This is a genomic window from Rhodococcus sp. KRD175 (assembly GCF_017168275.1).
Classification (GTDB): domain Bacteria; phylum Actinomycetota; class Actinomycetes; order Mycobacteriales; family Mycobacteriaceae; genus Rhodococcoides; species Rhodococcoides fascians.
On sequence record NZ_JABFAQ010000008.1, the window covers coordinates 150,031 to 174,456 of the forward strand.

Annotated in this window: 19 protein-coding genes and 2 tRNA genes; 8 read left to right on the plus strand and 13 right to left on the minus strand. The window is 64.5% G+C overall.

Annotated features, from left to right (window positions below; translation table 11 throughout):
• Nucleotides 1-102: 102 nt before the first annotated feature.
• The 8 genes from J1M81_RS15460 to J1M81_RS15495 form a co-directional block, all read right to left on the minus strand.
• On the minus strand, nucleotides 103-1,359 hold the full coding sequence (locus J1M81_RS15460) for an MgtC/SapB family protein (RefSeq protein ID WP_371831412.1): 1,257 nt from the start codon (nucleotides 1,357-1,359) through the stop codon (nucleotides 103-105).
• 1,144 nt (nucleotides 1,360-2,503) lie between these two features.
• A tRNA-Leu gene (locus J1M81_RS15465) sits at nucleotides 2,504-2,577 on the minus strand.
• Nucleotides 2,578-2,621: 44 nt separating this feature from the next.
• On the minus strand, nucleotides 2,622-4,058 hold the full coding sequence (locus J1M81_RS15470; RefSeq protein ID WP_206498303.1) for a short-chain fatty acid transporter: 1,437 nt from the start codon (nucleotides 4,056-4,058) through the stop codon (nucleotides 2,622-2,624).
• 116 nt (nucleotides 4,059-4,174) lie between these two features.
• Nucleotides 4,175-5,119 (minus strand): Ppx/GppA phosphatase family protein, encoded by a 945-nt coding sequence (locus J1M81_RS15475; protein WP_206498304.1) that lies wholly within the window; start codon nucleotides 5,117-5,119, stop codon nucleotides 4,175-4,177.
• Nucleotides 5,116-5,646, minus strand: a complete 531-nt coding sequence (locus tag J1M81_RS15480; protein ID WP_032371198.1) for a DUF501 domain-containing protein — start codon at nucleotides 5,644-5,646, stop codon at nucleotides 5,116-5,118. The genes J1M81_RS15475 and J1M81_RS15480 overlap by 4 nt, the downstream gene beginning before the upstream one ends.
• Complete coding sequence (locus tag J1M81_RS15485; RefSeq protein WP_241258136.1) at nucleotides 5,643-6,356, minus strand: septum formation initiator family protein; 714 nt, start codon at nucleotides 6,354-6,356, stop codon at nucleotides 5,643-5,645. The genes J1M81_RS15480 and J1M81_RS15485 overlap by 4 nt, the downstream gene beginning before the upstream one ends.
• A 34-nt stretch (nucleotides 6,357-6,390) precedes the next feature.
• Nucleotides 6,391-7,677, minus strand: coding sequence for a phosphopyruvate hydratase (eno, locus tag J1M81_RS15490; RefSeq protein WP_027496113.1), 1,287 nt, complete (start codon nucleotides 7,675-7,677; stop codon nucleotides 6,391-6,393).
• An 88-nt stretch (nucleotides 7,678-7,765) separates the two neighbouring features.
• Complete coding sequence (locus J1M81_RS15495; protein ID WP_045842124.1) at nucleotides 7,766-8,476, minus strand: lytic transglycosylase domain-containing protein; 711 nt, start codon at nucleotides 8,474-8,476, stop codon at nucleotides 7,766-7,768.
• A gap of 189 nt (nucleotides 8,477-8,665) precedes the next feature.
• Between J1M81_RS15495 and efeU the strand changes: the two genes are divergently transcribed.
• The 4 genes from efeU (at nucleotide 8,666) to J1M81_RS15515 (ending at nucleotide 12,669) form a co-directional block, all read left to right on the plus strand.
• Nucleotides 8,666-9,547, plus strand: coding sequence for an iron uptake transporter permease EfeU (efeU, locus tag J1M81_RS15500; protein ID WP_032401195.1), 882 nt, complete (start codon nucleotides 8,666-8,668; stop codon nucleotides 9,545-9,547).
• A 14-nt stretch (nucleotides 9,548-9,561) separates the two neighbouring features.
• Nucleotides 9,562-10,701 (plus strand): iron uptake system protein EfeO, encoded by a 1,140-nt coding sequence (gene efeO / locus J1M81_RS15505; protein ID WP_032401194.1) that lies wholly within the window; start codon nucleotides 9,562-9,564, stop codon nucleotides 10,699-10,701.
• Nucleotides 10,682-11,932 carry an iron uptake transporter deferrochelatase/peroxidase subunit gene (gene efeB, locus J1M81_RS15510; RefSeq protein ID WP_080736579.1) on the plus strand — a complete coding sequence of 417 codons (1,251 nt, stop codon included), beginning with the start codon at nucleotides 10,682-10,684 and terminating at the stop codon, nucleotides 11,930-11,932. The genes efeO and efeB overlap by 20 nt, the downstream gene beginning before the upstream one ends.
• A 95-nt stretch (nucleotides 11,933-12,027) precedes the next feature.
• Nucleotides 12,028-12,669 (plus strand): dihydrofolate reductase family protein, encoded by a 642-nt coding sequence (locus J1M81_RS15515; protein ID WP_032401193.1) that lies wholly within the window; start codon nucleotides 12,028-12,030, stop codon nucleotides 12,667-12,669.
• A gap of 115 nt (nucleotides 12,670-12,784) precedes the next feature.
• Here J1M81_RS15515 and J1M81_RS15520 read toward each other — a convergent pair whose 3' ends face one another.
• Nucleotides 12,785-13,153: a metalloregulator ArsR/SmtB family transcription factor gene (locus J1M81_RS15520; protein ID WP_027496107.1), complete on the minus strand. Its 369-nt coding sequence runs from the start codon at nucleotides 13,151-13,153 to the stop codon at nucleotides 12,785-12,787.
• A gap of 89 nt (nucleotides 13,154-13,242) precedes the next feature.
• Here J1M81_RS15520 and J1M81_RS15525 point away from each other — a divergent pair, with 89 nt between their 5' ends.
• A complete protein-coding gene (locus tag J1M81_RS15525; protein WP_080736588.1) occupies nucleotides 13,243-15,234 on the plus strand; it encodes a heavy metal translocating P-type ATPase in 1,992 nt (663 codons plus the stop codon).
• Here the strand turns inward: J1M81_RS15525 and J1M81_RS15530 are convergent.
• The 4 genes from J1M81_RS15530 to J1M81_RS15545 form a co-directional block, all read right to left on the minus strand.
• On the minus strand, nucleotides 15,223-16,137 hold the full coding sequence (locus J1M81_RS15530; RefSeq protein WP_032401192.1) for a MazG family protein: 915 nt from the start codon (nucleotides 16,135-16,137) through the stop codon (nucleotides 15,223-15,225). The genes J1M81_RS15525 and J1M81_RS15530 overlap by 12 nt on opposite strands.
• Nucleotides 16,138-16,139: 2 nt before the next feature.
• A complete protein-coding gene (gene mfd / locus J1M81_RS15535; protein WP_045842032.1) occupies nucleotides 16,140-19,805 on the minus strand; it encodes a transcription-repair coupling factor in 3,666 nt (1,221 codons plus the stop codon).
• Nucleotides 19,806-19,991: 186 nt separating this feature from the next.
• Entirely contained in the window at nucleotides 19,992-20,636 is a 645-nt protein-coding gene (locus J1M81_RS15540; protein WP_027496103.1) for a ScbR family autoregulator-binding transcription factor, read from the minus strand.
• Nucleotides 20,637-20,824: 188 nt separating this feature from the next.
• The gene (locus J1M81_RS15545) at nucleotides 20,825-21,463 is read right to left on the minus strand and encodes a TetR/AcrR family transcriptional regulator (protein WP_032401190.1); all 639 of its coding nucleotides are present in this window, start codon (nucleotides 21,461-21,463) and stop codon (nucleotides 20,825-20,827) included.
• A 253-nt stretch (nucleotides 21,464-21,716) separates the two neighbouring features.
• Between J1M81_RS15545 and J1M81_RS15550 the strand changes: the two genes are divergently transcribed.
• From J1M81_RS15550 to J1M81_RS15560, 3 genes are all read left to right on the plus strand, one after another.
• Nucleotides 21,717-21,787 (plus strand) — tRNA-Gln (locus tag J1M81_RS15550).
• A 53-nt stretch (nucleotides 21,788-21,840) separates the two neighbouring features.
• Entirely contained in the window at nucleotides 21,841-23,313 is a 1,473-nt protein-coding gene (gene glmU, locus J1M81_RS15555) for a bifunctional UDP-N-acetylglucosamine diphosphorylase/glucosamine-1-phosphate N-acetyltransferase GlmU (RefSeq protein ID WP_027496101.1), read from the plus strand.
• The gene (locus J1M81_RS15560; RefSeq protein WP_027496100.1) at nucleotides 23,310-24,293 is read left to right on the plus strand and encodes a ribose-phosphate diphosphokinase; all 984 of its coding nucleotides are present in this window, start codon (nucleotides 23,310-23,312) and stop codon (nucleotides 24,291-24,293) included. Before glmU ends, J1M81_RS15560 begins: the two co-directional genes overlap by 4 nt.
• Nucleotides 24,294-24,426: the final 133 nt, after the last annotated feature.

The following is a 24,426-nucleotide window of genomic DNA, read 5'->3' on the forward strand; positions in this document are numbered from 1 at the left end:
CCGCCCGCGCGCGGGCTCAGTCGAGCTACGTGCTGAGCTACGAAACGTCGAGCATCGACGCCTCTGCGCTCGAAACCGACGAGCGGAAAGGTCCGCTGCAGTTCACCCCATCGTCACCACGAACGTCATGACGACGGCGAAGACGACGGTCGGCAAAGCCATGGCCGCAAGAAACCCGAGACCGAAGCGATGCCCACCTGAAGTGAAGGCCAGCACGCTCTTGACCAGCAGATTCGATCCGAGCGCAGCGGCGATTGCCTGCAGCGCGCTGTCGACCGTGATGGTGCCTTTCGCAGCCAGGCTCGCCGCCCCGAGAGCACCGGCGTGAGCATCGGCGAGACCCGCCGCAGCTGCGGCGAGCACCGCTCCCCGCGAACCCAGAACGTCAGCACCCCATCGGCCGACGAAGAGGGCGAAGACGAGAACAGCAGCCAACACGAGTGCCGGCCGCAACGAAAACGGCCGCGCCGCGGTATTCGGCTCGACGCCTACGCTTATCACCTCAGCGTCTCGGGGAGCCACTGAGGCACCGCGGTAGACGATGGCAGCGACTACAACGAGCACCATGGCACCCGCAACCACCGGGGGCCACAGTCGCCGAAGAACGTCTGGCTCGACGAAACCGATGACGACGAGCAACTGTATGAAGGTGGCAAGGCTGGCAACGAGCGCCCCGGCGAGCGGTGCCCGCATCTCATCGGCCGTCCGGCTCAGCCGGCCCATCGACGCAGTTGTCGCACTTGCGGATACGAATCCGCCGGCCAGACCCGTGACGAGCAGACCGCGCTGTGGCCCAAGCGTCCGGACGCCGATGTATCCGATCCACCCGATACCGGTGAGCAGAACGACGAGGAGCCATACCTTGGCCGGGTTGAGCACGCCGTAGGGTCCGATTTCGCGATCAGGTAACAACGGCAGGATGACAAATGCCGCCCCGAGGAACTTGATGGCGTCTTCGAGTTCGATCTCGCTGACCATCTGACGGGCGAAGCGATGAATGCGAGACTTCGACATCAGCAGTCCGGCCACGATCACGGCAAGGGCGACGGCTACCGACGGGTCGGTATAGGCGAGGGCGCCGAGCAGATAGGCCACCAACGCGGCTATCTCGGTAGTAGTCCCTGCGTCCTGCTCGCTGGTGCGGAGATGGGCAAGCGCCATGAGCAGCCCCACGACGACGATGCCGGCTGAGACTGCCCAGATGTCGAAGCCGGCGGCGACGGCTCCAGCAAGAGACAGCAGCGCGAACGAACGCGACCCGGCCGGGAGCGTGCGGATATGGCTGCGTTCACGCTCGAACCCGAGCAGCAGTCCGATGGCGAGCGCCACCAGGAAGGGTTCGACGTCCATCCAGCTCACGACTGTTTCACCGATCATGCACTACCGGAACGGATTTGCCGCACCGCGCACCTTCTGACGCTCGAGTCGTCGGCGGATCCCGCGGTCGGATCGAATTCGCATCCACGGCCGGTCACGACGTCAGCTCTCAGCGCCGCAGTAGGTCACGATCCCATTGTCCGCAACTACACAGTGGAAGAGACAGGGCGGAAAGTCCCTCACGCGTATGACTCACGTCATCGCCCGAGGTGCGATCCGTCAACGTTCCGACATCACCGAACGATTGGTAGAGAGCACCATCTGTACCGTGTTCTGTCCGCTCCACTCGGACTTCGAACGGGATCCGAATCCGAGATAGCCCGCACCGATCCGGCCGTGCTCAGCGGTGAGAACCTGCCGACCGGAATAACCATTCCGAGCTCCCCGTTCGCCGTCGGCGTCATCTCACTGCTACTGGGCTACATCTCGTAGTCGTTGGTGGGCGCACTCGATCACGCGGAGCTGCTCCAAAGCGGTGCCATCGCGCTCCCACTCGATTGGAAGCGTGATGTCTCGGGCAATTGCACGGTGCCCGCGATCCGCTTCGCGACGGCGGGCGGAATGTACGGCTCGACAGCCACCGACCGGCCGTCCGCGGGGATGGTTGCGGCAACCGTTGCAGTAGATGCTCGGGCTGGTCGGAAGTCTGTAACGGGCAACTCGGAGCAGGTCGCCGACGTGGCTGCAACATGAGGCCGTGCTGGACTGGCGTTCCGGACGAGACGATGCGCAAAATGCAATCTACGTTGGCGACTTCCGAGAATGCTTCGCCAGGGCAATGCTCTCGAGCGCTTGGGCCGACATGCATGTGAAACCTGTTTCGGCACAACCGGCTCTATGACTGAACCGAAATATCGCGAGAGTCGACGAGGTCAGTCAGCTCAGCATGATCAGGTTGTGACAGCCTCGTGACAGCGAGCCACCCACCGAGACGACTTCGCAACCCGAATCCCGGCCCTGAGCTGGACGAATACGAAGATGCGACGGCGAAGAACGTACATACCGCGCGGATCTGAAATCCACTGTCTCGGTTGTCCACTCAAATCCGCGATAGGCCGCTGAAGTCCGCGTTGCCAGCCGAAAAGCATTGTTGCGGAACAGCAATCTGCATCCGTACGGACTCCGGTGCCCCCAGTCGGACTCGAACCGACACTGTGCGGATTTTAAGTCCGCTGCCTCTGCCAATTGGGCTATAGGGGCCACCGCCGGAGACTCGCTCCAGCGGTGACGATCATATCGGGCTGCTATGGCGCCGGGATGACCGGCGGCACGAAGTCGAAGGTCATGCCGAGGAGCCACACGAGCAGCAGGACCACCGGGAAGTGGAAGATGAACTGCAGGAACGTGAATCCGATCAGATCTCGCGCTCGCAGGCCCAGAACGGCCAGCAACGGGAGCATGAAGAACGGGTTGATCAGGTTCGGCAACGCCTCTGCGACGTTGTAAATCTGGACGGTCCAGCCGAGGTTCATCTGCACGTCTGTGGCCGACTGCATTACGTACGGCGCTTCGACGAGCCACTTGCCGCCGCCTGACGGAACAAAGAGCCCGAGCACCACGGTATAGACCGCGATGACCACGGCGAATCCACCGCCGCTACCGATGTCGGTGAAGAAGTTGGCGAGGTGCTCGGAAATCGTGACGCCTCCCCTACCCTCCGCTTTGGTCAACATGGCCGCCATTGCGGCGTACAGCGGGAACTGCACCAGAATTCCTGCAGTCGCGGGGACCGCTTTGCTGACGGAATCGAGGAAGCGGCGCGGGGTGCCGTGCAGCACGAGACCGAGCATCAGGAACACCAGAAGGTACCCGTTCAGACTGCTGACCACCGACAGCACCGGCAGCGTCAATAGCTGCGAGACAAGCCATCCCAGCGTCATCGTGCCGGTGAAGAGCGGAAGGATGCGGCTGTACTCGAGCCACTCCCCTGGCCTGGTACGCGGTGCCGGTTCGGCGACGGTGTCGTCGAGATCGACGTCCATGTCGGCGGCAGTCTTGATCGCGGCACCCTTCGGAGCAGACACGTGTGCGATGACGACCGTCAACACGATGATGATGACGCACATCAGCAACGACTGCCACGTGAAGATGGTCGTACCGAAGTCCAGCACACCGGTCACCGAAAGCAGAGTCGCCGGAAGCGAACTGGCCGTCGCCTGCAGCTGAGCAGCAGAGGACGACATACCCAGCGCCCAGACCGCGCCGAGTCCCACGAATGCAGCGGCCCCGAGAGCCCGATAGTCCGTCCGCAGATCGTCACGCCGCGCAATGGCTCGGGCCAACAGACCGGCGAACACCAGGCTCAGGCCCCAGTTGAGGAAGGACACCGAGCAGGACAGCAGCGCAACGAAACTGACAGCGCTACTGGAACTCTTGGGCACCTGCGCCAATCGGGTGATCAACCTGGCGACCGGTGGAGAGGTTGCCACGACGTACCCGGTGAGCACGACCATCGCCATCTGCAGCGTGAAGGCCGTCAGGTCCCAGAAACCGTTTCCGAATGCGTCGACCACATTCTGCGGAGACGACCCGTTGGCGAAGGCAGCAACAGCAACGACCACCACGCCGACGAGGGCGAAGATGTACGCGTCGGGAAACCATTTCTCGGTTCCCCTGGCGAGCGCTTGCGCTACGCGCGCCAGACCTTTTTCGGCCGGGGCCTGCTGGGCGGGTGTCGTCATCGGTGGTCCTAGCCTCGTCGGGAGCAGTGACGTGAGCCACAGCGCCTATCAGGCTTCACCGAAACACGAAGCGATGCAACCTACATCGCCGCAGACCGGGTCTGCAGAATTGCAGATCAGATCTTGATCGACATCGCGATGCCGTCGAGGATGTCGTGCTCACTGACCGTCAACGAGCTGACAGCCCCGCGTCGCTCGAACTCTTCGGCCAGCACGCTGCACACAATCGCTCCGCCGCCGATGACGTCGACCCGTCCGGGGTGCATGGGCCCCAACGCACTTCGCTGCGTGTGAGTCATGTCGATCAGGTCCTCGCATACCTCGAACAACTCCGAGAAGGGCACACGAGACAAGTGCACTGCGTCGGCGTCGTACTCGGGTAGTTCCTTGGCGATGGCCGCGATGGTCGTCATCGTGCCGGCCACACCCACCCAGCTCGACGCGTCGCCGATCGAGACTTCCTCGAATGCCTCCGCCAACTTCTCGCGGGCATACTCACGCGCACCGTTGATCTCGTCTGCGGTGGGAGGGTCCGAATGCAGGAATCGTTCGGTCAGACGCACGCAGCCGATGTTGGCCGAGAACGCCGCTTTCACGCCTTTGGCGTCGCCCAGTACGAGCTCGGTGGAACCGCCACCCAGATCGACGACCAGGAAAGGCCCTGCGGCAGAATCGAGTTCACCGACCGCACCGGCAAAGGACAGCCGTGCCTCTTCGTCTCCGGTGATCACCTCGGCCTCGGCACCGGGAATGACCTTGCCCAGTACCTCACGCACCATCGAGAAGAAGTCCTCCCGATTCGACGCATCACGGGTGGCGGAGGTGGCGACCATGCGCACCGCGGTGGCCCCGGTCTTACGGATGATCTCCGCGTACTCCACCAACGCAACACGGGTGCGCTCGATGGCCTCGGGCACGAAGGCTCCGGTCGCGTCGACGCCTTGCCCCAAGCGCACGACCCGCATCTCACGAGCGACGTCGGCGAGAGTCTTACCGTTGTTGTCTGCGACGAGCAGGCGGATGGAGTTGGTGCCGCAATCGATTGCTGCAACCCTGGTCATGATTTCTCCGCACGTAGTTCTTCGATGGTCGGCCAATCGGCCGGAATAGCTTTGCCGCGCAACGAGTTCTCGGCTGCCAATGCCACCGACTCGTCGCCGAGCGGATTGACTCCTGGCCCCTTGGCCAACGAATGCGCGATCAACACGTGCAGGCACTTGACGCGGTCGGGCATGCCGCCGCCGGTGAAATCCGTTCCGAGAGATTCGATCTCGTTGCGCTCAGCCAGGTACGACTCGTGTGCACGCAAATAGGCGGCAGCCAATTCCGGGTCTGTGCCCAAGCGTTCGGTCATCTCACGCATGACTCCGGCCGATTCCTGCCGACTTGCTTCCGCCGTCAATCGCGGGTCGGTCAGGTAGTACAGGGTGGGAAACGGAGTGCCGTCGGGCAACTTCGGGGCAGTTTTCACCACACCCGGCCTGCCGTCCGGAGATCGATACGCGATTTCGAGTACGCCACGCGGTTCACGTCCGAGCTGCGATGCGACCGCATCGAGATCTTCCTGCGAGACTGCCGAGGAATTCACCCGACGGGTCCCCCTTCTGGTTCTGGCACCGGCGGCGCCGGAGCGGGTTCTGGCTGTACGACGGGCATGGGCGCGGACGTGGGCTCCGACGGCTCGTCCGACCCCTGCGGCTGCACCGCGGTGTTCCACAGGTCGGTGTACCACGGCCCGGTCGGGGCGTTGTCCACCTCGAGATCCTTGGAGCTCGGCGAGTAGTCACCGGGGAGCTGCACCTGATACGGCGTCTCCCCCGGCATGACGAACCGCAGCCGCTCGCGAGCATCGGCAGCGATACGGGACGGTTCGTTGAGCTGAGATTTCTGGGTCTCGAGCGCGTCCACCTCATCCTGCAGGGTCTGACGCTCGGCCAACACGGACTCGAGCTCGCCGCGTTGCGAGAAGTAGGTCCTGAGCGGCACGGCCAGCGTCAGCGCCAACGCGCACACCACGACTCCGAGAATGACCGCGCGTCCGGTGGACAGCCCGAAGAACGTGCGCTCGGGCATCTTGGGCCTACGAACACCGACACGTCTGGGAGCGGCTTTGCCACCCACCACGGCGTCACGCGCCTGATCCGACGGCTCCGGTGGAGTGGCCGGCCGGCCGGAGGCGGTCTCGTCGCGAGACGCACCCCCGGTCGGCTTCGAGCGATTCGGAGAGGACGGACGGCCGCGGGGTCGGGGATCCCGTCCACCTGGACTGGTCCCGGACCTCCCGCGTCGTGCCATCATTCACTCTCCACTTCGTGCATACGTATCGGTTGACTCAGCCCTCGTAATTGAACCGGGGGAAAGCCAGCTCGCCTGCGTAACGCGCCGCGTCACCCAGAGCTTCTTCGATTCGCAGCAACTGGTTGTACTTGGCGACGCGCTCGCTTCGGGCAGGGGCACCGGTCTTGATCTGCCCGCTGCCGACGGCAACTGCCAGGTCAGCGATGGTGGTGTCCTCGGTTTCGCCGGAACGGTGGCTCATCATCGTCTTGTAGCCGTTGCGGTGCGCCAGATCCACTGCATCGAGGGTCTCGGTCAGCGTGCCGATCTGGTTGACCTTGACCAGCAGTGCGTTGGCCGCACCCTTGACGATGCCGTCTTCGAGACGCTCGGGGTTGGTGACGAACAGGTCGTCGCCGACGAGCTGAACCTTGTCACCGATCGATTCGGTGAGTGCGACCCAGCCGTCCCAGTCGTTCTCGTCGAGCGGATCCTCGATGGAGACCAGCGGGTAGGCGTCGACGAGCTCGCCGTAGAAGGCCGACATCTGCTCGGCGGACTTGGTCTCACGCTCGAAGGCGTAGCCGGTGCCCGCGGTGTAGAACTCGGTGGCCGCCACGTCGAGGGCGAGCGCGACATCCTGGCCGGGCTTCAGACCGGTCTTGCCGATGGCCTCGAGGATCAGGTCGAGAGCCGCCTTGGTGCCGGCGAGATCGGGAGCGAAGCCGCCCTCGTCGCCGAGGCCGGTGGACAGGCCCTTGGCCTTGAGCACTGCCTTGAGTGCGTGGTAGACCTCGGCACCCCAGCGCAGCGACTCCTTGAACGTGGCCGCACCGATCGGCGCGATCATGAATTCCTGGACGTCGACGCCACTGTCTGCGTGTGCGCCACCGTTGATGATGTTCATCATCGGCACCGGCAGGATGTGGGCGTTCGGGCCACCGAGGTAGCGGAAGAGCTCGAGTCCGGTGGACTCCGCAGCAGCCTTGGCGACGGCGAGCGAAACACCCAGCAGGGAGTTCGCGCCGAGGCGGGACTTGTCGGGAGTGCCGTCGAGGTCCAGGAGGGCCTGGTCGACGGTGCGCTGCTCGATGGCGTCGAGGCCGATGACGGCGGGTGCAATCTCGTCGAGCACCGCGTTGACGGCCTTCTCGACGCCCTTGCCGCCGTAGCGGTCTCCGCCGTCACGAAGCTCGACGGCCTCGTGCTCACCGGTGGATGCGCCGGAGGGAACGGCTGCACGGGTCAACGTCCCGTCGTCCAATGCGACCTCGACCTCAACCGTGGGGTTGCCACGGGAATCGAGGATCTCGCGAGCTCCGACCTGCTCAATGATGGCCACGAATGCTTCTCCTAGTAACGGGGACCGGCGGACTGTGCCGGGTGCAAGACTAGCCGCTGTTGCATGGTGCCCGCGATGCACGGAGTTTCTACGGCCTGGTGCCCACCGAGTACGCGGCCGCTCGATCTCGCACGTCACGCAGATACTGGCCCGAGAGGTTGTACGCCATCAACGCGCTCTCCCACCCCTGCGCCGTCCGCAGATCACCGCCGCGCGCGCAGAGATAACGCGCCGCCGTCAGAGCGGCGTCGTCGATGTTGTCCGGATCTGCGATGCCGTCGCCGTTGGCGTCGACACCCCATTTCTTCCACGTCTCGGGGATGAACTGCATGGGTCCCATCGCACGATCGAACTCGGCATCGCCGTCCATCGATCCGCCGTCGGTGTCCGGGATCTCGGCGACGCCCGGTCCGCCGTCGAGTGGGATTCCGCGAATCGGCGGTGCGACGAGTCCGTCGGGTTGCACGGAAGACCCCTGGTAGGTGCCGTGTCGACTCTCGATGTACCCGATCCCGGCCAGTGTCGTCCAAGCGATGCCGCAGTCCGCGTCGGTCTCGGCCATGATCGCGGCAGCGTGCCCGTACGACGCGAGTGCGGTCACCGAGATACCGAGCGCATCGGTCTGCGGCTCTGCCCAGGCAATGAGCAGATCGGCCGTTCGGCCGGGGGCATTGAAGTCGATGATCGGCACCTCCGTGCCCGGGCCGGGCGGAATGCCCTCGGGAATCTCACGCTTCGGCTCGCTGCTGCCACATGCGGTGAGCGCAAGGAGTACCGATGCGGTGGCGAGCACGCAGATTCGTGAGATCACCTCACCATCCTGCACACGGAAGGTAATAGAAAGCTAAAGACCGATAAAACCCCAGTACAACGTGCATTAGGACCAGGTTGCAGGGTGTATGTTTCTGTCAACCTTCACGCATGAGGGTCGCCTACCCTTCGCGAGGCAAGGCGTACCAATGTTCGACGCACAACAGGAGCACCATCCGTGTCCGTACTGGCTGCCGCAGGATCCGCGCCGTCGATCGCCACCCAGATGTTCGGCAGCGGTCTGATCGGTCTTCGCGAGGGTCTCGAGACCGGCATCGTGGTGATGATTCTCGTGGCGTTCCTCGTCAAGGCGAACCGACGCGACGCCCTCAAGTGGGTGTGGCTGGGAGTCGGCCTGGCCGTCGCGATGGTGGCGGCGATCTTCTTCGTGATCCACTACGGCACGTCCACCGTCACCGGGCTGACGGCCGAGATCATCGCGGGAGCGGCCTCGCTGGTCGCCGTCGTCATCGTCACGGCCATGGTCCTGTGGATGCGTACCGCCGCCAAGAACATCTCCGGCGAGCTGCGGGCGAACATGGAGAAAGCACTCACCGTCGGGCCTGCTGCAGTGCTGACGCTCTCGTTCTTCGCCGTCGGCCGTGAGGGCGTCGAGACGGCACTGCTCATGGTCGGGTACGCCGAGAACACCAACGGCAGCCTGTGGCCGCTGCTCGGACTTCTACTGGGCATCGTCGTCGCCGCAGTACTGACGGTGTTCCTGTACTTCGGCGCGGTGCGCATCAACTTTGCCGTGTTCTTCAAGTACACCGGCATCTTCCTCATCGTGGTCGCCGCCGGAATCCTGGCCTACGGCATCCGCGCCCTGCAGATCGGCGGAGTTCTGCCCGGTGGCAGTGCTGTCGCCTTCGACATCACCGCACACTTCGATGCCTCGAGCTGGTACGGCACCGTGCTCGCCGGCATCTTCAACTTCCGCCCCGAACCCACTGTCTTCCAAGCGATCGCGTGGGTGCTGTACACCGTCGTCGTGTTGTTCCTCTTCCTCCGCCCGGTCCGCGTTCCCGCGGCTCCCGAGCCTGTACTTCAGAACTCCTGAAAGGCACCACCACCATGCGTCGTACCACTTACGCTCTGGCCGCGGTCGCGGTTCTACCGATGGCCCTGGCCGGATGCACCGAGAAGTCCTCGACCGAGGCCGCGTCGGGCGATATCGCCGTCACGGCCACCGACTCGTCCTGCGACGTCGGTGCAACCGAGGGCACCACCGGAAACTCCACGTTCCAGATCACCAACAACGGCAGCAAGGTCACCGAGTTCTACGTCTACGGCGAGGGCGACCGAGTCATGGGCGAGGTCGAGAACATCGGACCGGGTCTGACGCGTCAGCTCATCGTCGCTCTGCCCGACCCCGGCACGTACCAAACCGCCTGCAAGGCAGGCATGGTGGGCGACGGCGTCCGGGCCGATTACGTCGTGACCGGCGATTCGGTTCGCCAGACGGACGAGGACGGCTTGCTCGCCGAGGCAGCCGACGGCTACAAGCGCTACGTCGTCAGTCAGATCGACGCGTTGCAGGAGACCACGACGTCGTTCGTCACCGCGGTCAAGAGCGGCGACGTTGCCGCAGCCAAGGCCCAGTTCCCCATCGCGCGTAGCTATTACGAGCGCATCGAGCCGGTCGCCGAGAGCTTCCCGGACGACCTCGATCCGCGCATCGACCTGCGTGAGCCCGACGTCGAGCCCGGCGCGGAGTGGACCGGCTTCCACCGCATCGAGAAGGACCTGTGGACGCAGGGACTGCAGCCCGACACCAACGCGATGGCCGATCAGCTCGAGGCCGACATCACCGAACTCGCAGACAAGATCAAGGCCGACGACTTCACCATCGACCCCGTCCAGGTCGCCGGTGGCGCACAGGGATTGCTCGACGAGGTCGCCAAGACCAAGATCAGCGGAGAAGAGGACTTCTTCTCGCACACCGACCTGTGGGACTTCCAGGCCAACGTCGACGGCTCGCAGGCAGCCATCGCGGCCGTGCGTCCGATCCTCGACGAGCGCAACGCCGAACTGGGCACCGCGATCGACGCCCGCTTCGCAGAACTCGACGCCGAACTCGCCAAGTACCGCAGCGGCGACGGCTTCGTCTTCTACGACACCGTGACCGAACCGCAGCGACAGGAACTGTCGAACAAGATCGACGCACTGTCCGCCGAAGTGAGCCAGGTGCAGGGTGTCGTTGCCGGACAATAAGACTGGACAGTTCTCCCGGCGGCGCCTGTTCGGTGCCGTCGGGACCGGTGCTGCACTCGTCGGAGTCGGGGCCATCGCGGGACACGCGACGGCCTCGGGAGCCGAGGTGCCGACGTCGGACGTCGTCGAGTTCCGCGGCGACCATCAGGCCGGCATCGTCACCCCAGCACAGGACCGCATGCACTTCGTCGCGTTCGACGTCACCACCGACTCTCGCGACGAGTTCGTTGCGCTGCTGAAGAAGTGGACGCTGATGGCCGAGCGGTTGGTGCATGGCGAGGAGACGTTCGACGGCGGAGCTGTCGACGGCGGCCAGTACAACCCGCCCGCCGACACCGGTGAGGCGCTGGGCCTGACCGCATCGTCTTTGACGTTGACGATCGGGTTCGGTCCGGCGCTGTTCGACCGATTCGATCTGGCGTCGAAAAAGCCTGCGTCGCTTGCCGATCTGCAGCACTTCCCGGCCGACAACCTCGACCCCCGCCGCTCCGGCGGAGACCTGTGCATCCAGGCCTGCGCCGACGACCCGCAGGTTGCCGTGCACGCCATTCGCAACCTCGCCCGCGTCGGGTTCGGCACGGTGTCGGTCAAGTGGTCTCAGCTGGGCTTCGGACGCACCTCGTCCACCTCGACCACCCAGGACACCCCGCGAAACCTGTTCGGCTTCAAGGACGGGACCGCCAACCTCAAGGCCGAGGACCCGTCTTTGCTGGACGAGAACGTCTGGGTTGCCCCTGACGACGATCAGGAATGGATGGCAGGCGGCTCCTACCTCGTGGCCCGCCGCATCCGCATGCTCATCGAATCGTGGGACCGCACCACGCTCAAGGAACAAGAGCGAGTGATCGGACGCAGCAAGGGAACCGGCGCACCGCTCGGCCAGAAGGACGAATTCGACGCACTCGATTTCGAGTCACAGGGACCCGAGGGCACCTTCATCGACAAGACCGCGCACGTGCGTCTGGCGTCGAAGGAAAACCTCGGCGGCGTCCAGATCCTACGTCGGGGATACAACTTCACCGACGGATCGGACGGCTTCGGCCACCTCGACGCCGGATTGTTCTTCATCGCCTACTGCCGCGATCCCCTGACCCAATTCGTCCCGATGCAGTTGGCCCTGTCTCGCAAGGACGCACTGAACGAATACATCCAACACGTCGGGTCTGCGGTATTCGCGTGCCCACCCGGCGTCGGAGAATCCGAATACTGGGGTTCGACGCTGTTCGAGTGATTCTTCGCCGGCCCCACCCCGTCCGGGCGGTGAGTTCGTGCACGCGGTTCGGTCTACATCGTCGTATGTTTTCGTCATCGACATCGGGAGCACATATGAGTCAGCTGGTTCGGGTACAGAATTTCACCGTCTCGAGCGACGGGATTGCTGCGGGCGAGGACCAGAGCTTCGAGAGCCCGTTCGGTCTCGACCATCTGGCATTGATGAGGTGGTACTTCGCCACCGCCAGTTTTCCTGGAAACGCCGGTTCGAGCGGAAGCCGCGGACTCGACGACTACTTCGCCCGCGATTTCGCCCACAACATCGGTGCCGAGATCATGGGCCGACACAAGTTCGGGCCACAACGCGGACCGTGGGCCGATCACGAGTGGCAGGGCTGGTGGGGCGACGAGCCGCCGTTCCACACGCCCGTCTTCGTGCTCACCCACCACGAACGGCCGTCGATCACACTCTCCGACACCACGTTTCACTTCGTCGACGGCGAGCCCGGCGACGTACTGAAACAGGCGAAGGAGGCGGCCGACGGGAAGGACGTGCGACTCGGCGGTGGCGTCACGAGTATCCGCGAGTTCCTCGACGCAGATCTGGTCGACACCATGCACATCGCCGTCACACCTATCGAATTCGGCTCGGGTCTGAAGCTGTGGGATTCACCCGACGAATTGAACGACAGATTCGAGCACGAAGTTGTCCCGAGTAGCAGCGGTATGACTCATCACCTGTTCTGGCGTAGGTAGCCGGGCCGGATCAATGCGCCTTTGTTGCACTCTGACCGACTGAAACCCACATTGATCCCAACCCGAGGGACGAGGAAAGCCCCCAAGCGCGAGTATTGGGGCGAGTGAGAAAAACTCAGGCGGAGTCTGCGTCGGAGGGGAAATCCGATGCCGACATTCCGAGGTGCTCGATGTGATAGACGGCCTCGTCGAGCAGCATCGCGACGTGGTTGTCGTACAAGCGATAGATGACGCTTCGGCCCGAACGAGTCCCGGTGACCAGTCCCATGGCGCGTAACAACCGGAGCTGATGCGACACCGCCGACTGTTCCATTTCCACTGCGTCGGCCAAATCGTTGACCCCGCTCGGCCCCTGCCGTAGCTGCGTCAGAATGCGCAGTCGACTCGGCGTGGCCAGAGCCTGGAGGGTCGCGGCCACCGTGGCGGCAGATTCGGCATCGAGCTGCGCAGGTGGCGTGCTGCGTCCCTCGACTCCATGTCCCATGCGACAACTATAGTTTATGTACACATGTAAAGGTCTTCATGTAATCCTGTACGGTGATGTTCGCACTGTCCGACGGAACGAAGGCCCGCATGACTTCCACCAGCACCGCCCCGGCACCGGCCGACGTGCGACATCCAGCCGGCGCAAGCCGCACCCGTCTCGTCGACATCGCCGAAGTCAGATGGGCGCTGGCCGCGACAGCACTGTTCGCCCTCGGACTTCTCGCGCAATTGATCGACGCGCCGACATGGACGTACTGGGCGCTGTACCTCGCCTGCTACGCCACGGGTGGGTGGGAGCCTGCGCTCGAAGGACTCCGGGCGCTGCGGGACCGAACTCTCGACGTCGACCTGCTGATGATCGTCGCCGCACTCGGTGCCGCCGCGATCGGGCAGATCTTCGACGGCGCACTGCTGATCGTCATCTTCGCCACGTCCGGTGCCCTCGAAGCGGTGCTCACCAGACGCACCGCCGACTCGATTCGGAGTTTGCTGGATCTGGCACCCGAGACCGCGACCGTGCTCGACACCTCCGGCCACGAACGAACGGTCGACGCATCCGACCTTCGTCCAGGCGACATCGTGACAGTGCGCCCCGGCGAACGCATTTCGGGTGAAGGCATCATCGTCGACGGCGCATCCGACATCGATCAAGCCTCGATCACTGGGGAATCGGTACCCGTCTCGAAATCCGTGGGCGACGAGGTGTTCGCCGGAACCATCAACGGCACCGGCGCACTACGGATCAGAATCGACGTCGACCCGTCCGACACGATCATCGCGCGCATCGTCACCATGGTCGAGCATGCGTCCGAGACCAAGGCCGAGAAGCAACTGTTCATCGAGAAAGTCGAGCAGTACTACTCGAAGACCGTCGTGCTCTGTACCGCAGCGATATTCGCGGTGCCGATGCTGCTCGGGAACGACCTCGAATCGTCGTTGCTGCGAGCGATGACGTTCATGATCGTCGCGTCACCGTGCGCGGTGGTCCTGGCGACCATGCCGCCCCTACTCGCAGCGATGGCCACCGCGGGCAGAAACGGCGTACTGGTCAAGTCTGCCGTGGCGATGGAACAACTTCGATCGATCGACACGGTTGCCTTCGACAAGACAGGGACCCTCACCGAGGGAACACCCCGGGTGGAGTGCATCGATATTCTGGGAACCCTGGACGAGCACGAAGTGCTCCGCCTGGCAGCTGCGGCCGAGAACGGAAGCGAGCACCCGATCGGGCTCGCTGTCGTCGATTACGCCACGAGCCGGGGCGTCGCGATCATCACGGCAACGCACTTCGATTCGACACCCGGCATGGGAGTCACGGCAACGGTCGACAGCCGCATCGTCACGGTCACGAAACCCGAAGCCGAAGCCGAAGCCGCACAGCACAACACGAACGCCCCGGCCGAGCGCACCGCCGCCCTTCGAGAAGCCGAGGGCATGACGGCGGTGATCGTGCACCTCGACGGAGAAGCGATCGCCGTGATCGGACTCGTCGACATCGTTCGCGCCGAGGCCGACACCACGGTCGCAGGTCTCGAAGAACTGGTCGGCACTCGACCGGTGCTCCTCACCGGCGACAACGACCGCGTCGCTCGAGCAGTGGCAGCGCGCGCCGGAATTGTCGACGTACGCGCGGGGCTGCTGCCCCAGGACAAGGCCGAGGCCGTCACACAACTGCAGAACGAACGTACCGACGGCGAGACCCCGCGGCGAGTGCTGTTGGTCGGCGACGGCGTCAACGACGCGCCGGCGATGGCTACGGCCGACATCGGTGTCGCCATGGGACGTCGAGGATCCGATCTCGCGCTCGACACCGCCGATGCCGTCCTGATCCGCGACGACCTCGGGGCCCTGGCGGCCGTCATCGCGCTTTCGCGGCGGGCTCACCGCATCGTGGTCGCGAACCTGGCGATTGCGGCGACGTTCATCGTGGTGTTGGTCGCCTGGGATCTGATCGGTACCCTTCCGCTACCGATCGGCGTGGCCGGTCACGAAAGCTCCACGGTCATCGTCGCTTTGAACGGGATGCGATTGCTGTCCTCGCGTGCCTGGAAGCAGAAAGCGTCCCGGTCAGCCCCGTAGACCCCAGTGTTCGATCCAATCCAACGCACTCATCTCTCCCGGCGTGACGCCCGCATTGCGGGCCGATGCCTCGGCATTACGGATCAACGCGGCGAAATCGAGTACTCGACGCCGTAATGTGTCCTCGGCACTGTCCCCGCCGTTCGAATGGTCGACGCCGATGTGGACGACCCGCAGACCGTCCGGAACGAGCTCGTCGGGCAGTCCCGCCTTGCTGGCGCGTCCGACCACCTTCTGCGCCAATGCAAGTGACGGCTGAGACATTGCGATGCCGTCCAGGCAGGAGCCCCTGGCTTTTTCCGACGCCTTCTTCTCTTCCCACATCCGCTCCTGCTCGACGATGTCGATCGGTCCGGTGTCGGTTCGGCTCAGATGCGGGCTGCGGTGTGTCAGCTTTCGCACCAGACCTGCGGCAACGTCATCGACGTCGAAGGGGTCCTCGGCGGCGTCCTGAGCTATCCGGGAGTGAAAGAGCACCTGTAACAACAGGTCTCCCAGCTCTTCACGGAGGTCGACCAAGTTGCCGGCGGCGATGGCGTCGAGCAGCTCGTAGGTTTCTTCCAGAAGGTAGCCGCGCAGCGACTCGTGCGTCTGCTGAGCTTCCCAGCCGCCGACGCTACGCAAACGGTCCATCAGCTGGACCGCCGCGATGACGTCGTCGCCCGGAAGCTTCTCGGCCGCGACGACGCGTTCGCCGCGGGCGATCCGGTTCTGTACATCGGGATTGGTCCGGTCGGTGCTCACCAACACGGCATCGACGTCGTCGGGCGCGGCGGTGCCGGAGAACAACCAGCGCACCTTCACCGGAACCTCTTCGGTGAACTGCACTGCGCCACCGAGAAATTCGACGGCGTCCACCGGTACCTGAGTAGGACGAACAGGGTCGAGCAGAACGATCGTCACCGCTACACCCCCACAGTTTGCTCCAACAGGACGGACCGAGATGGCTTCCCGTCCAAGGATAGGATGAGATCGGCGATGAACTGCACCAATTCGACATCGCGGACGCGCGCCGCTCCGACACCGCCGCCTTCGACGCGGGGCAACGGCAGCTGCACCACTCCGGTGGTCGCACGATACGTCGCGCTCGGGTAGAGGCGCTTGAGCCTGATCTGCTTCGAATCGGGCAGGTCCATCGGAGCCAATTTCACCTGTGTCCCGGCCACATTGACGTCGGTCAGGCCGTATTCCTTGGCGATCAGGCGCAGCTTCGCGATGGAGACCAGGCGGCCGACCTCCTCGGGTAGCGGGCCGTAGCGATCGACGAGTTCGTCGATGACGGCGTCGATGCCTTCGGAGTCGGCCGCGGCGGCGAGTTTACGGTAACCCTCGAGCCGGAGCCGATCGCTGGTGACGTAATCCGGCGGGATGTTCGCGTCGACGGGGAGGTCGATACGCACTTCCTTGGGTGCCTCGTCCGTCGTGATCGGCTTACCGTCGGCGGCAGCGCGGTAGGCCTCGACCGCTTCACCGACGAGCCGCACGTACAGATCGAATCCGACGCCGGCGACGTGGCCCGACTGCTCGGCTCCCAGAACGTTTCCGGCACCACGAATTTCGAGGTCCTTCATCGCCACGGCCATACCGGCTCCGAGGTCGGAGTTCTGCGAGATGGTCGCCAAACGGTCGTAGGCGGTTTCGGTGAGCGGCTTCTCCGGCGGGTACAGGAAGTACGCGTACCCGCGTTCGCGGCTACGACCCACTCGACCGCGCAGCTGATGCAGCTGGGACAGGCCGAGCGAATCGGAGCGTTCGACGATCAGCGTGTTGGCGTTGGAGATATCGAGACCGGTTTCGATGATGGTGGTGCACACCAGCACATCGGTCTCGCGTTGCCAGAAACCCTGCACGGTGCGTTCGAGCGTTTCCTCGTTCATCTGACCGTGTGCGGTCGCCACTCGCGCCTCGGGGACGAGATCCCGAATCTTCTTGGCGGCCTTGTCGATCGAGCTCACTCGGTTGTGTACGAAGAACACCTGGCCGTCGCGCAGCAATTCGCGCCGAATGGCGGCCGCAACCTGCTTGTCGTTGTACGCGCCGACGTAGGTCAGCACCGGATGCCGCTCCTCGGGCGGGGTGAGGATGGTCGACATCTCGCGAATGCCCGCCAGGCTCATCTCCAGCGTTCGCGGAATCGGGGTGGCCGACATCGTCAGCACGTCGACGTGAGTACGGAGCGACTTGATGTGCTCCTTGTGCTCGACGCCGAAACGCTGCTCCTCGTCGACGATGACCAGGCCGAGGTCTTTCCAGGCGACACCGGTCTGCAGCAACCTGTGCGTACCGACGACGATGTCGACGGTGCCGTCGGCCAATCCGGCCATCACTTCTTTGGAATCGGCACCGTGGGTGAAGCGAGAGAGCCCTTTGACCGTCACCGGGAACGACGCCATCCGCGCGGTGAACGTCTGCAGATGCTGTTGCGCGAGAAGCGTTGTCGGGACCAGGACGGCCACCTGCTTGCCGTCCTGAACTGCCTTGAACGCGGCGCGCACGGCGATCTCGGTCTTGCCGTAACCCACGTCGCCCAGGATGACGCGGTCCATCGGGACGGCCTTCTCCATGTCGGCCTTGACCTCGGTGATGGCCGTCATCTGATCGACCGTCTCGGTGAACCCGAACGCATCTTCCATCTCGCGCTGCCACGGAGTATCGGCCCCGAAGGCGTGTCCCGGAGCCGCCTGACGAGCGGCATACAGCTGCACGAGTTCGCCGGCGATCTCGCGAACCGCCTTGCGCGCCTTGCGTTTGGTGTTCGCCCAGTCGGACCCGCCGAGCTTGCTCAGTGTCGGCAGTTCGCCGCCGACGTAGCGCGAGAGTTGATCGAGTGAATCCATCGGCACGAACAGTCGGTCGCCGGGATGACCGCGCTTGCTCGGCGCGTATTCGACGACGAGGTATTCGCGCCTGGCGCCGCCTATGGTGCGCTCGACCATCTCGACGAACCGGCCGATGCCGTGCTGGTCGTGCACGACGCTGTCGCCGGCGACGAGAGCCAGCGGATCGACCTGATTGCGACGCTTGGCCGGTAGCTTGCGCCCCTCCCCCGCCGCCGCGACACGGTTACCGGTGAGATCGCTCTCGGTGACGACCACGAGCTTTGCGTCGGGAAACACCAGGCCGTCGTGCAGCGAACCGCACAGGACGTTGACGACGTCCGGAACCGGGACCGCACCGGAATCGAGATGTGCGGCAGGCACTTCTGCCTCGGCGAGGCGCTCGATGATGCGCTTGGCGGTGCCGGCTCCGGCCACGGAGATGACGGCCCGTCCCCCGGTGGCGATGTGAGCTCGCAGGGTGGCGTACAGCGCCGTCAACGCTTCCTCGGAACCTCGCACCTCGGGCACGGGATCGACGGCGAGCTCCACTTCTTCACCGTTGCCCGATGCCAAGGGGCTGATGGTCCACCACGGCCGGCCGTGCACCTGGGCCGATTCGCGTACCTGCCGCAGCGAGCGGTATGCGGAGGCACCGAGATCGAGCGAGGCCCCCTCGAGGCTGGACGTATCGAGGGTGGACGTGTCCAGTGGCGCGGCTCCACCGATGGATGCCGCAGTCCAGGACGCTTCGAGGAATTCCTGTCCTGTGCGGACCAAATCGGTTGCGCGAGTTCGGATTCGCTCGGGATCGCAGAGCAGGACGTGGGTCCCGGCGGGCAATGTGTCGGCGAGCAGTTGCAACTCGCCGGGTTGCAACAGCGGCAGCAGCGCCTCCATGCCCTCCACCGGGACTCCGGCCGACAGCTTGTCCAGCATCTCGACCAACGCGGTGTCACCGGCATTGTCGGCGGCGAGCACGGCCGCGCGATCGCGAACCTCCTGCGTGAGAAGCAATTCTCGACACGGCGGCGCGATGACGAGATCGACCTCGTGATCGGGGAGCGATCGCTGATCGGAGACGGCGAATGCGCGGAGCTCGGTGATCTCGTCGCCCCAGAATTCGACGCGGACCGGATGATCGGCCGTCGGCGAGAACAGGTCGAGAATGCCGCCGCGGACGGCGAATTCGCCGCGCTTGCCCACCATGTCGACGCGCAGGTAGCCGAATTCGACGAGGCGATGGATCAAGCCGTCGAAGTCCAGATCGAGACCCACTTTGAGCGTGACGGGTTCGATCTCGCCGAGACCCGGGGCCATCGGCTGCACCAGCGATCGAACGGTGGTGACGATGACACGCAGCGGATCGCCGTAGTCGCTGTCACCGGGGCGGGCGAGACGACGGAGCACATCGAGCCGCTTGCCCACGGTATCGGCGCTCGGGGAGAGCCGTTCGTGCGGCAGCGTCTCCCACGACGGGAACATGGCGACGCCGTCACCGAGCATCTGGGTGAGTTCACCCGTCAGGTCGTCGGCTTCGCGTCCCGTCGCGGTGACGATCAGAAGTTGGGTGCGCTGCGCGATTGCGGCGGCCACGAACGGGCGCACCGAGTGCGGCCCGATCAACGTGTGCTCGGCCGTCCCGATCGCGTCGGCGACCGCGACCATCGACGCATCCGTCAACGCGACACTGGCGAGCCCCGAAAGGTGAAGCGCCGCGTCGGGAACGATCGGGGCCGGCCCGGACGTGGTCATGGCAGGCAGGGAATCGGAAGACAACAGCAATGCTCCTGAACGAGTCGAGGCGATGGCTGCGCACGCACAGTCCCATCGAGTCTATGGGAGCGCACCGACACCGTGACACGCGGGAGATGCCGTCGAACCAGGACCGAGCCCGAGAATCAGGGCCTCGAAATCGGAGCCTGGAACTGGGGGCCCGAACTACGGACCGAAGCGAATGACGCGACGGGCCGCGAATTCGCGGAAGTAGTCCAACTTGTTCGTCGGCACCAGCGCGGGGAGCAGGTAGTACCAGAGTCGCTCCATCCGCGAGGGCAGTTCCTCGGTGGTGGAGGTGGCGACGGCGACCATGTGAACGCCGGTGAGGATTTCGAGCACGAGCGAACCGATGGTGCTCGGATCCGAACTGGGGTCGATGTCACCCTGTGCGATGGCCTTGGCGGCGAGCTTGTCGAACGCGACGCTCCAGCCGGCCATGACGTTGCCCTCGGTGCCGCGGTAATCACCGATCTGATGGCTCAGACGCAGCATCGCCGACACCATCGGGTCGGTGACGGAGAGGTCGACGACGATGTAAGAGATCCCGATCGCAGCTTCCAGGGCCGGGATGCGCCCGTCGTTGAACTGCATGCAAGCCGTGCTCAGACGCGCATTGCCCTCGTCGATGACCGCACGTGCGAGTTCTTCCTTCGAGCCGAAATGGAAGTACAACGCGCCCTTGGTGACCTGGGACTGAGAGATGATTTCACTGAGGCTTGCGTTCGCGTACCCGAGGCGCAGGAAGACATTCGCTGCGCCTGCAAGCACGGTGTCGCGAGTGATCTCAGCGCGAGCCTGCCTGACCATAGGATCCGCCTCTGCGATTGAACTTCCACTGCGCAAATTACGCCCGAACGGTACCACTGAGCAGCTTTACGTTTGACGCCAACATGCATCGGTCCGGATGACAATCGCCCCTGATGTGATGCGGCCCTCCCGCCCGACAAAGGGGACGATACCCCCTTTTTTCCTCGGTGAGAGCCGAAACAGAGTTGTCATTCCTCGGTCAGTCGAGGGTCCGCCTCTAGATTCGTCAGCCCGTTCCAGCACAGGTTCACCACGTGGGCCGCAACCACTTCCTTGGGCGGCGTTCGCACGTCGAGCCACCACTGGGCCGTCATCGACACCATGCCGACCAACGCCTGCGCATACATCGGCGCGAATTCCGGATCCAGACCGCGTCGCGAGAAATCCCCCGCGAGCATGTGCCCGACGCGTCCCACGGCCTCGTTGAGGAGAGACGAGTACTTGCCGTCCTCGGCCGATGCCGGCGAATCACGGACCAGAATGCGGAATCCGTCGGTGCGCTCCTCGATGTACGTCAGCAGGGCGAGCGCGACTCGTTCGACCCGAATACGCGACCGGTTGAGTTCGAGAGAACTGGTGATCATGCCCAGCAGCGTCGACATCTCGCGATCCACGATGACGGCATAGAGGCCTTCCTTGCCCCCGAAGTGTTCGTAGACCACCGGTTTGGACACGTTCGCGCGTCCGGCGACCTCCTCCACCGACGCCGCCTCGTACCCACGCTCGGCGAACAGCGTGCGCCCCACCTCGATCAACTGCTCGCGTCTCTGTGTCCCCGTCATGCGGACACGAGGTGTGCGTTCCTGCTCGGAGGCTGCGCCTGTCATCGAAAACCGCTTCCGTCACCGACCGTGGGCAATGCGGACGTCGAATCGACGCCTACTACAGACTAACGATGCCCGATCCATCCGTTTTTCCTGTCGCAGGGGCCGCGCCGGAACGACGCGAGTGGTCTGTTATGCGTCGCGGTTCGACTCACCGCCACCTCTCATGCGAGGATCGGTGCGCTCAGTGGGAGCGCAGCGGCTAACGAAGGCGTCGTTCGATTCGTCGGCCACTGCTGCCACCGCTGGTCGATTATCCGCCGTGGTGTAATGGCAGCACCTCTGATTTTGGTTCAGATAGTTCAGGTTCGAGTCCTGGCGGCGGAGCGAGCAAGACCATTCGTGCATGCCCGTTTCGCGTCATCGCCCCGAGGAGCTCAATGCCTGTGCAGACCGCCGTGGTCGTTCTCGCTGCGGGTGCAGGTACCCGAATGCGGTCCAAGACTCCGAAAGTTCTGCATCCCCTGGCCGGCCGCACCATGCTCGCCCATGCGCTGCACGCCGCCGCCGATCTGGGCCCGGACCACCTGGTCACCGTTGTCGGCCACGATCGCGAACGGGTGAGCGCCGCAGTTCACGATCTGGCCGCCACGTTCGGCCGCACCATCCACACCGCAGTGCAGGATCGACAGCTCGGTACCGGGCACGCCGTCCAGTGCGGCCTCGCGGCGCTGCCGGACGACTTCGAGGGCACCGTCCTCGTCACTGCCGCCGACGTCCCGCTGCTCGACGGCCATACCCTCAAAGCTCTGCTCGACGAGCACCTGAGCGCTCCCCGCCCGGCGGCGGCGACGGTACTGACGTTCCTCCCCGAGGACGCCAACGGCTACGGCCGCATCGTGCGTACGAACGACGGCGAGGTGGCCGAGATCGTCGAACATGCCGACGCCACCCCCGCTCAGGTCCTCATCGGTGAGGTCAACTCCGGCGTCTACGCATTCGACGCGGTCGCTCTGCGCACGGCATTGGGCAAGCTCAGCACCGCCAACGCGCAGCACGAGCTGTACCTGACCGACGTGGTCAAGATCAGCAAGGCCGACGGCAAGGCCGTCTACGGCACTCAGCTCGCCGATCCGGATCTGGTGGTGGGCGTCAACGATCGCGTTCAGCTGGCGCACGTCACGTCCGTGCTCAACCGCCACATCATCGAACGACACATGCGCGCGGGCGTGACCGTCGTCGATCCCGCGACCACCTGGATCGACATCGACGTCACCCTCGGCGCGGACGTACGCATCGAACCCGGCGTTCAACTACACGGCAAGACGCACATCGCCGACGACGCGGTCGTCGGTCCCGACTCGACACTGCGGGACGTCGAGATCGGCGAGCGCGCCTCGGTCGTCCGCACCCACGCCGAGCAGGCCGTCATCGGCCCCGATGCGACGGTCGGGCCGTTCACCTACCTACGCCCCGGGACCGTCCTCGGCACGGGCGGAAAACTCGGTGCCTACGTGGAGACGAAGAACGCGACGATCGGCAACCACACCAAGGTCCCGCACCTCACCTACGTCGGCGACGCCACGATCGGGGAGCACAGCAACATCGGCTGCTCCAACGTCTTCGCCAACTACGACGGCGTCAACAAGAGCCGCACGGAAATCGGATCCCACGTACGCACAGGATCCGACTCGACGTTCGTCGCCCCTGTGCACGTGGGCGACGGCGCTTACACCGGTGCAGGAACAGTGGTTCGGGACGATGTTCCTCCCGGCGCACTGGCCGTGTCCGGTGGCAAGCAACGCAATATCGAAGGCTGGGTCGTTCACAACAGGCCCGGAACCGAAGCTGCACAGGCAGCGGCGCGCGCAGATCGTGCTCGGCAAGAACTAAAGGACGGCGAAAAGCAGTGACCACCCCTAATTGGATCGACAACCAGAAGAACCTCATGTTGTTCTCTGGCCGAGCACATCCGGAGTTGGCCGAGCAGGTCGCCAAGGAACTCGGAATCGACGTCACCCCGCAGACGGCACGTGACTTCGCCAACGGCGAGATCTTCGTGCGCTTCGAGGAGTCGGTCCGCGGATCGGACGCATTCGTTCTGCAGTCGCACCCGTTCCCGCTGAACACCTGGCTGATGGAACAGCTCATCATGATCGACGCACTCAAGCGTGGATCCGCCAAGCGCATCACCGCGATCCTCCCGTTCTACCCGTACGCACGCCAAGACAAGAAGCACCGCGGCCGCGAGCCGATCTCCGCTCGCCTCGTCGCCGATCTGCTCAAGACCGCCGGTGCCGACCGCATCATCACCGTCGATCTGCACACCGACCAGATCCAGGGCTTCTTCGACGGCCCCGTCGACCACATGCATGCACACAGCCAGCTCGCCGATCACATCCGCGGCAAGTACAGCCTCGAACACATCACCGTCGTCTCCCCCGACTCCGGCCGCGTGCGCGTCGCCGAGAAGTGGGCCGACTCGTTCGGCGGCGCACCGCTCGCCTTCATCCACAAGACGCGTGATCCCCTGGTGCCCAACCAGGTCAAGTCAAACCGCGTCGTCGGCGAGGTCGAAGGCCGCACCTGCATCCTCATCGACGACATGATCGACACCGGCGGCACCATCGCAGGCGCAGTCAAGGTACTCAAGGAAGCCGGAGCGGGTGACGTCGTCATCGCCGCAACCCACGGCGTGCTGTCCAACCCGGCCGCCGAGCGCCTCGCCAACTGCGGTGCCAAGGAAGTCGTCGTCACCAACACCCTGCCGATCAGCGACGAGAAGCGCTTCGACACGCTGACCGAACTCTCGATCGCACCGCTGCTCGCCCGCACCATCCGCGAGGTCTTCGAAAACGGTTCGGTCACCAGCCTTTTCAACGGCAGCGCGTAGTACCCCTGGGTCATTCCGCAGGCTGCACTCCCGACCCCCAGGTCTGTTTCGCTCGATCCGAAACCCGCTCCGCCCGCTCCCCACCTGCACTGCATGAACTACGTCACGCCCGTGGCCGGAATATGCAGCTCGC

Bases quoted from the DNA above. Each gene is read 5' to 3' on its own strand.
- J1M81_RS15470 (WP_206498303.1), bottom strand. From the start codon at position 4,058: ATGACGACACCCGCCCAGCAGGCCCCGGCCGAAAAAGGTCTGGCGCGC.
- J1M81_RS15475 (WP_206498304.1), bottom strand. From the start codon at position 5,119: ATGACCAGGGTTGCAGCAATCGATTGCGGCACCAACTCCATCCGCCTG.
- J1M81_RS15485 (WP_241258136.1), bottom strand. From the start codon at position 6,356: ATGATGGCACGACGCGGGAGGTCCGGGACCAGTCCAGGTGGACGGGAT.
- efeO (WP_032401194.1), top strand. From the start codon at position 9,562: ATGCGTCGTACCACTTACGCTCTGGCCGCGGTCGCGGTTCTACCGATG.
- J1M81_RS15515 (WP_032401193.1), top strand. From the start codon at position 12,028: ATGAGTCAGCTGGTTCGGGTACAGAATTTCACCGTCTCGAGCGACGGG.
- J1M81_RS15520 (WP_027496107.1), bottom strand. From the start codon at position 13,153: ATGGGACATGGAGTCGAGGGACGCAGCACGCCACCTGCGCAGCTCGAT.
- J1M81_RS15525 (WP_080736588.1), top strand. From the start codon at position 13,243: ATGACTTCCACCAGCACCGCCCCGGCACCGGCCGACGTGCGACATCCA.
- mfd (WP_045842032.1), bottom strand. From the start codon at position 19,805: ATGACCACGTCCGGGCCGGCCCCGATCGTTCCCGACGCGGCGCTTCAC.
- J1M81_RS15540 (WP_027496103.1), bottom strand. From the start codon at position 20,636: ATGGTCAGGCAGGCTCGCGCTGAGATCACTCGCGACACCGTGCTTGCA.
- J1M81_RS15545 (WP_032401190.1), bottom strand. From the start codon at position 21,463: ATGACAGGCGCAGCCTCCGAGCAGGAACGCACACCTCGTGTCCGCATG.
- glmU (WP_027496101.1), top strand. From the start codon at position 21,841: ATGCCTGTGCAGACCGCCGTGGTCGTTCTCGCTGCGGGTGCAGGTACC.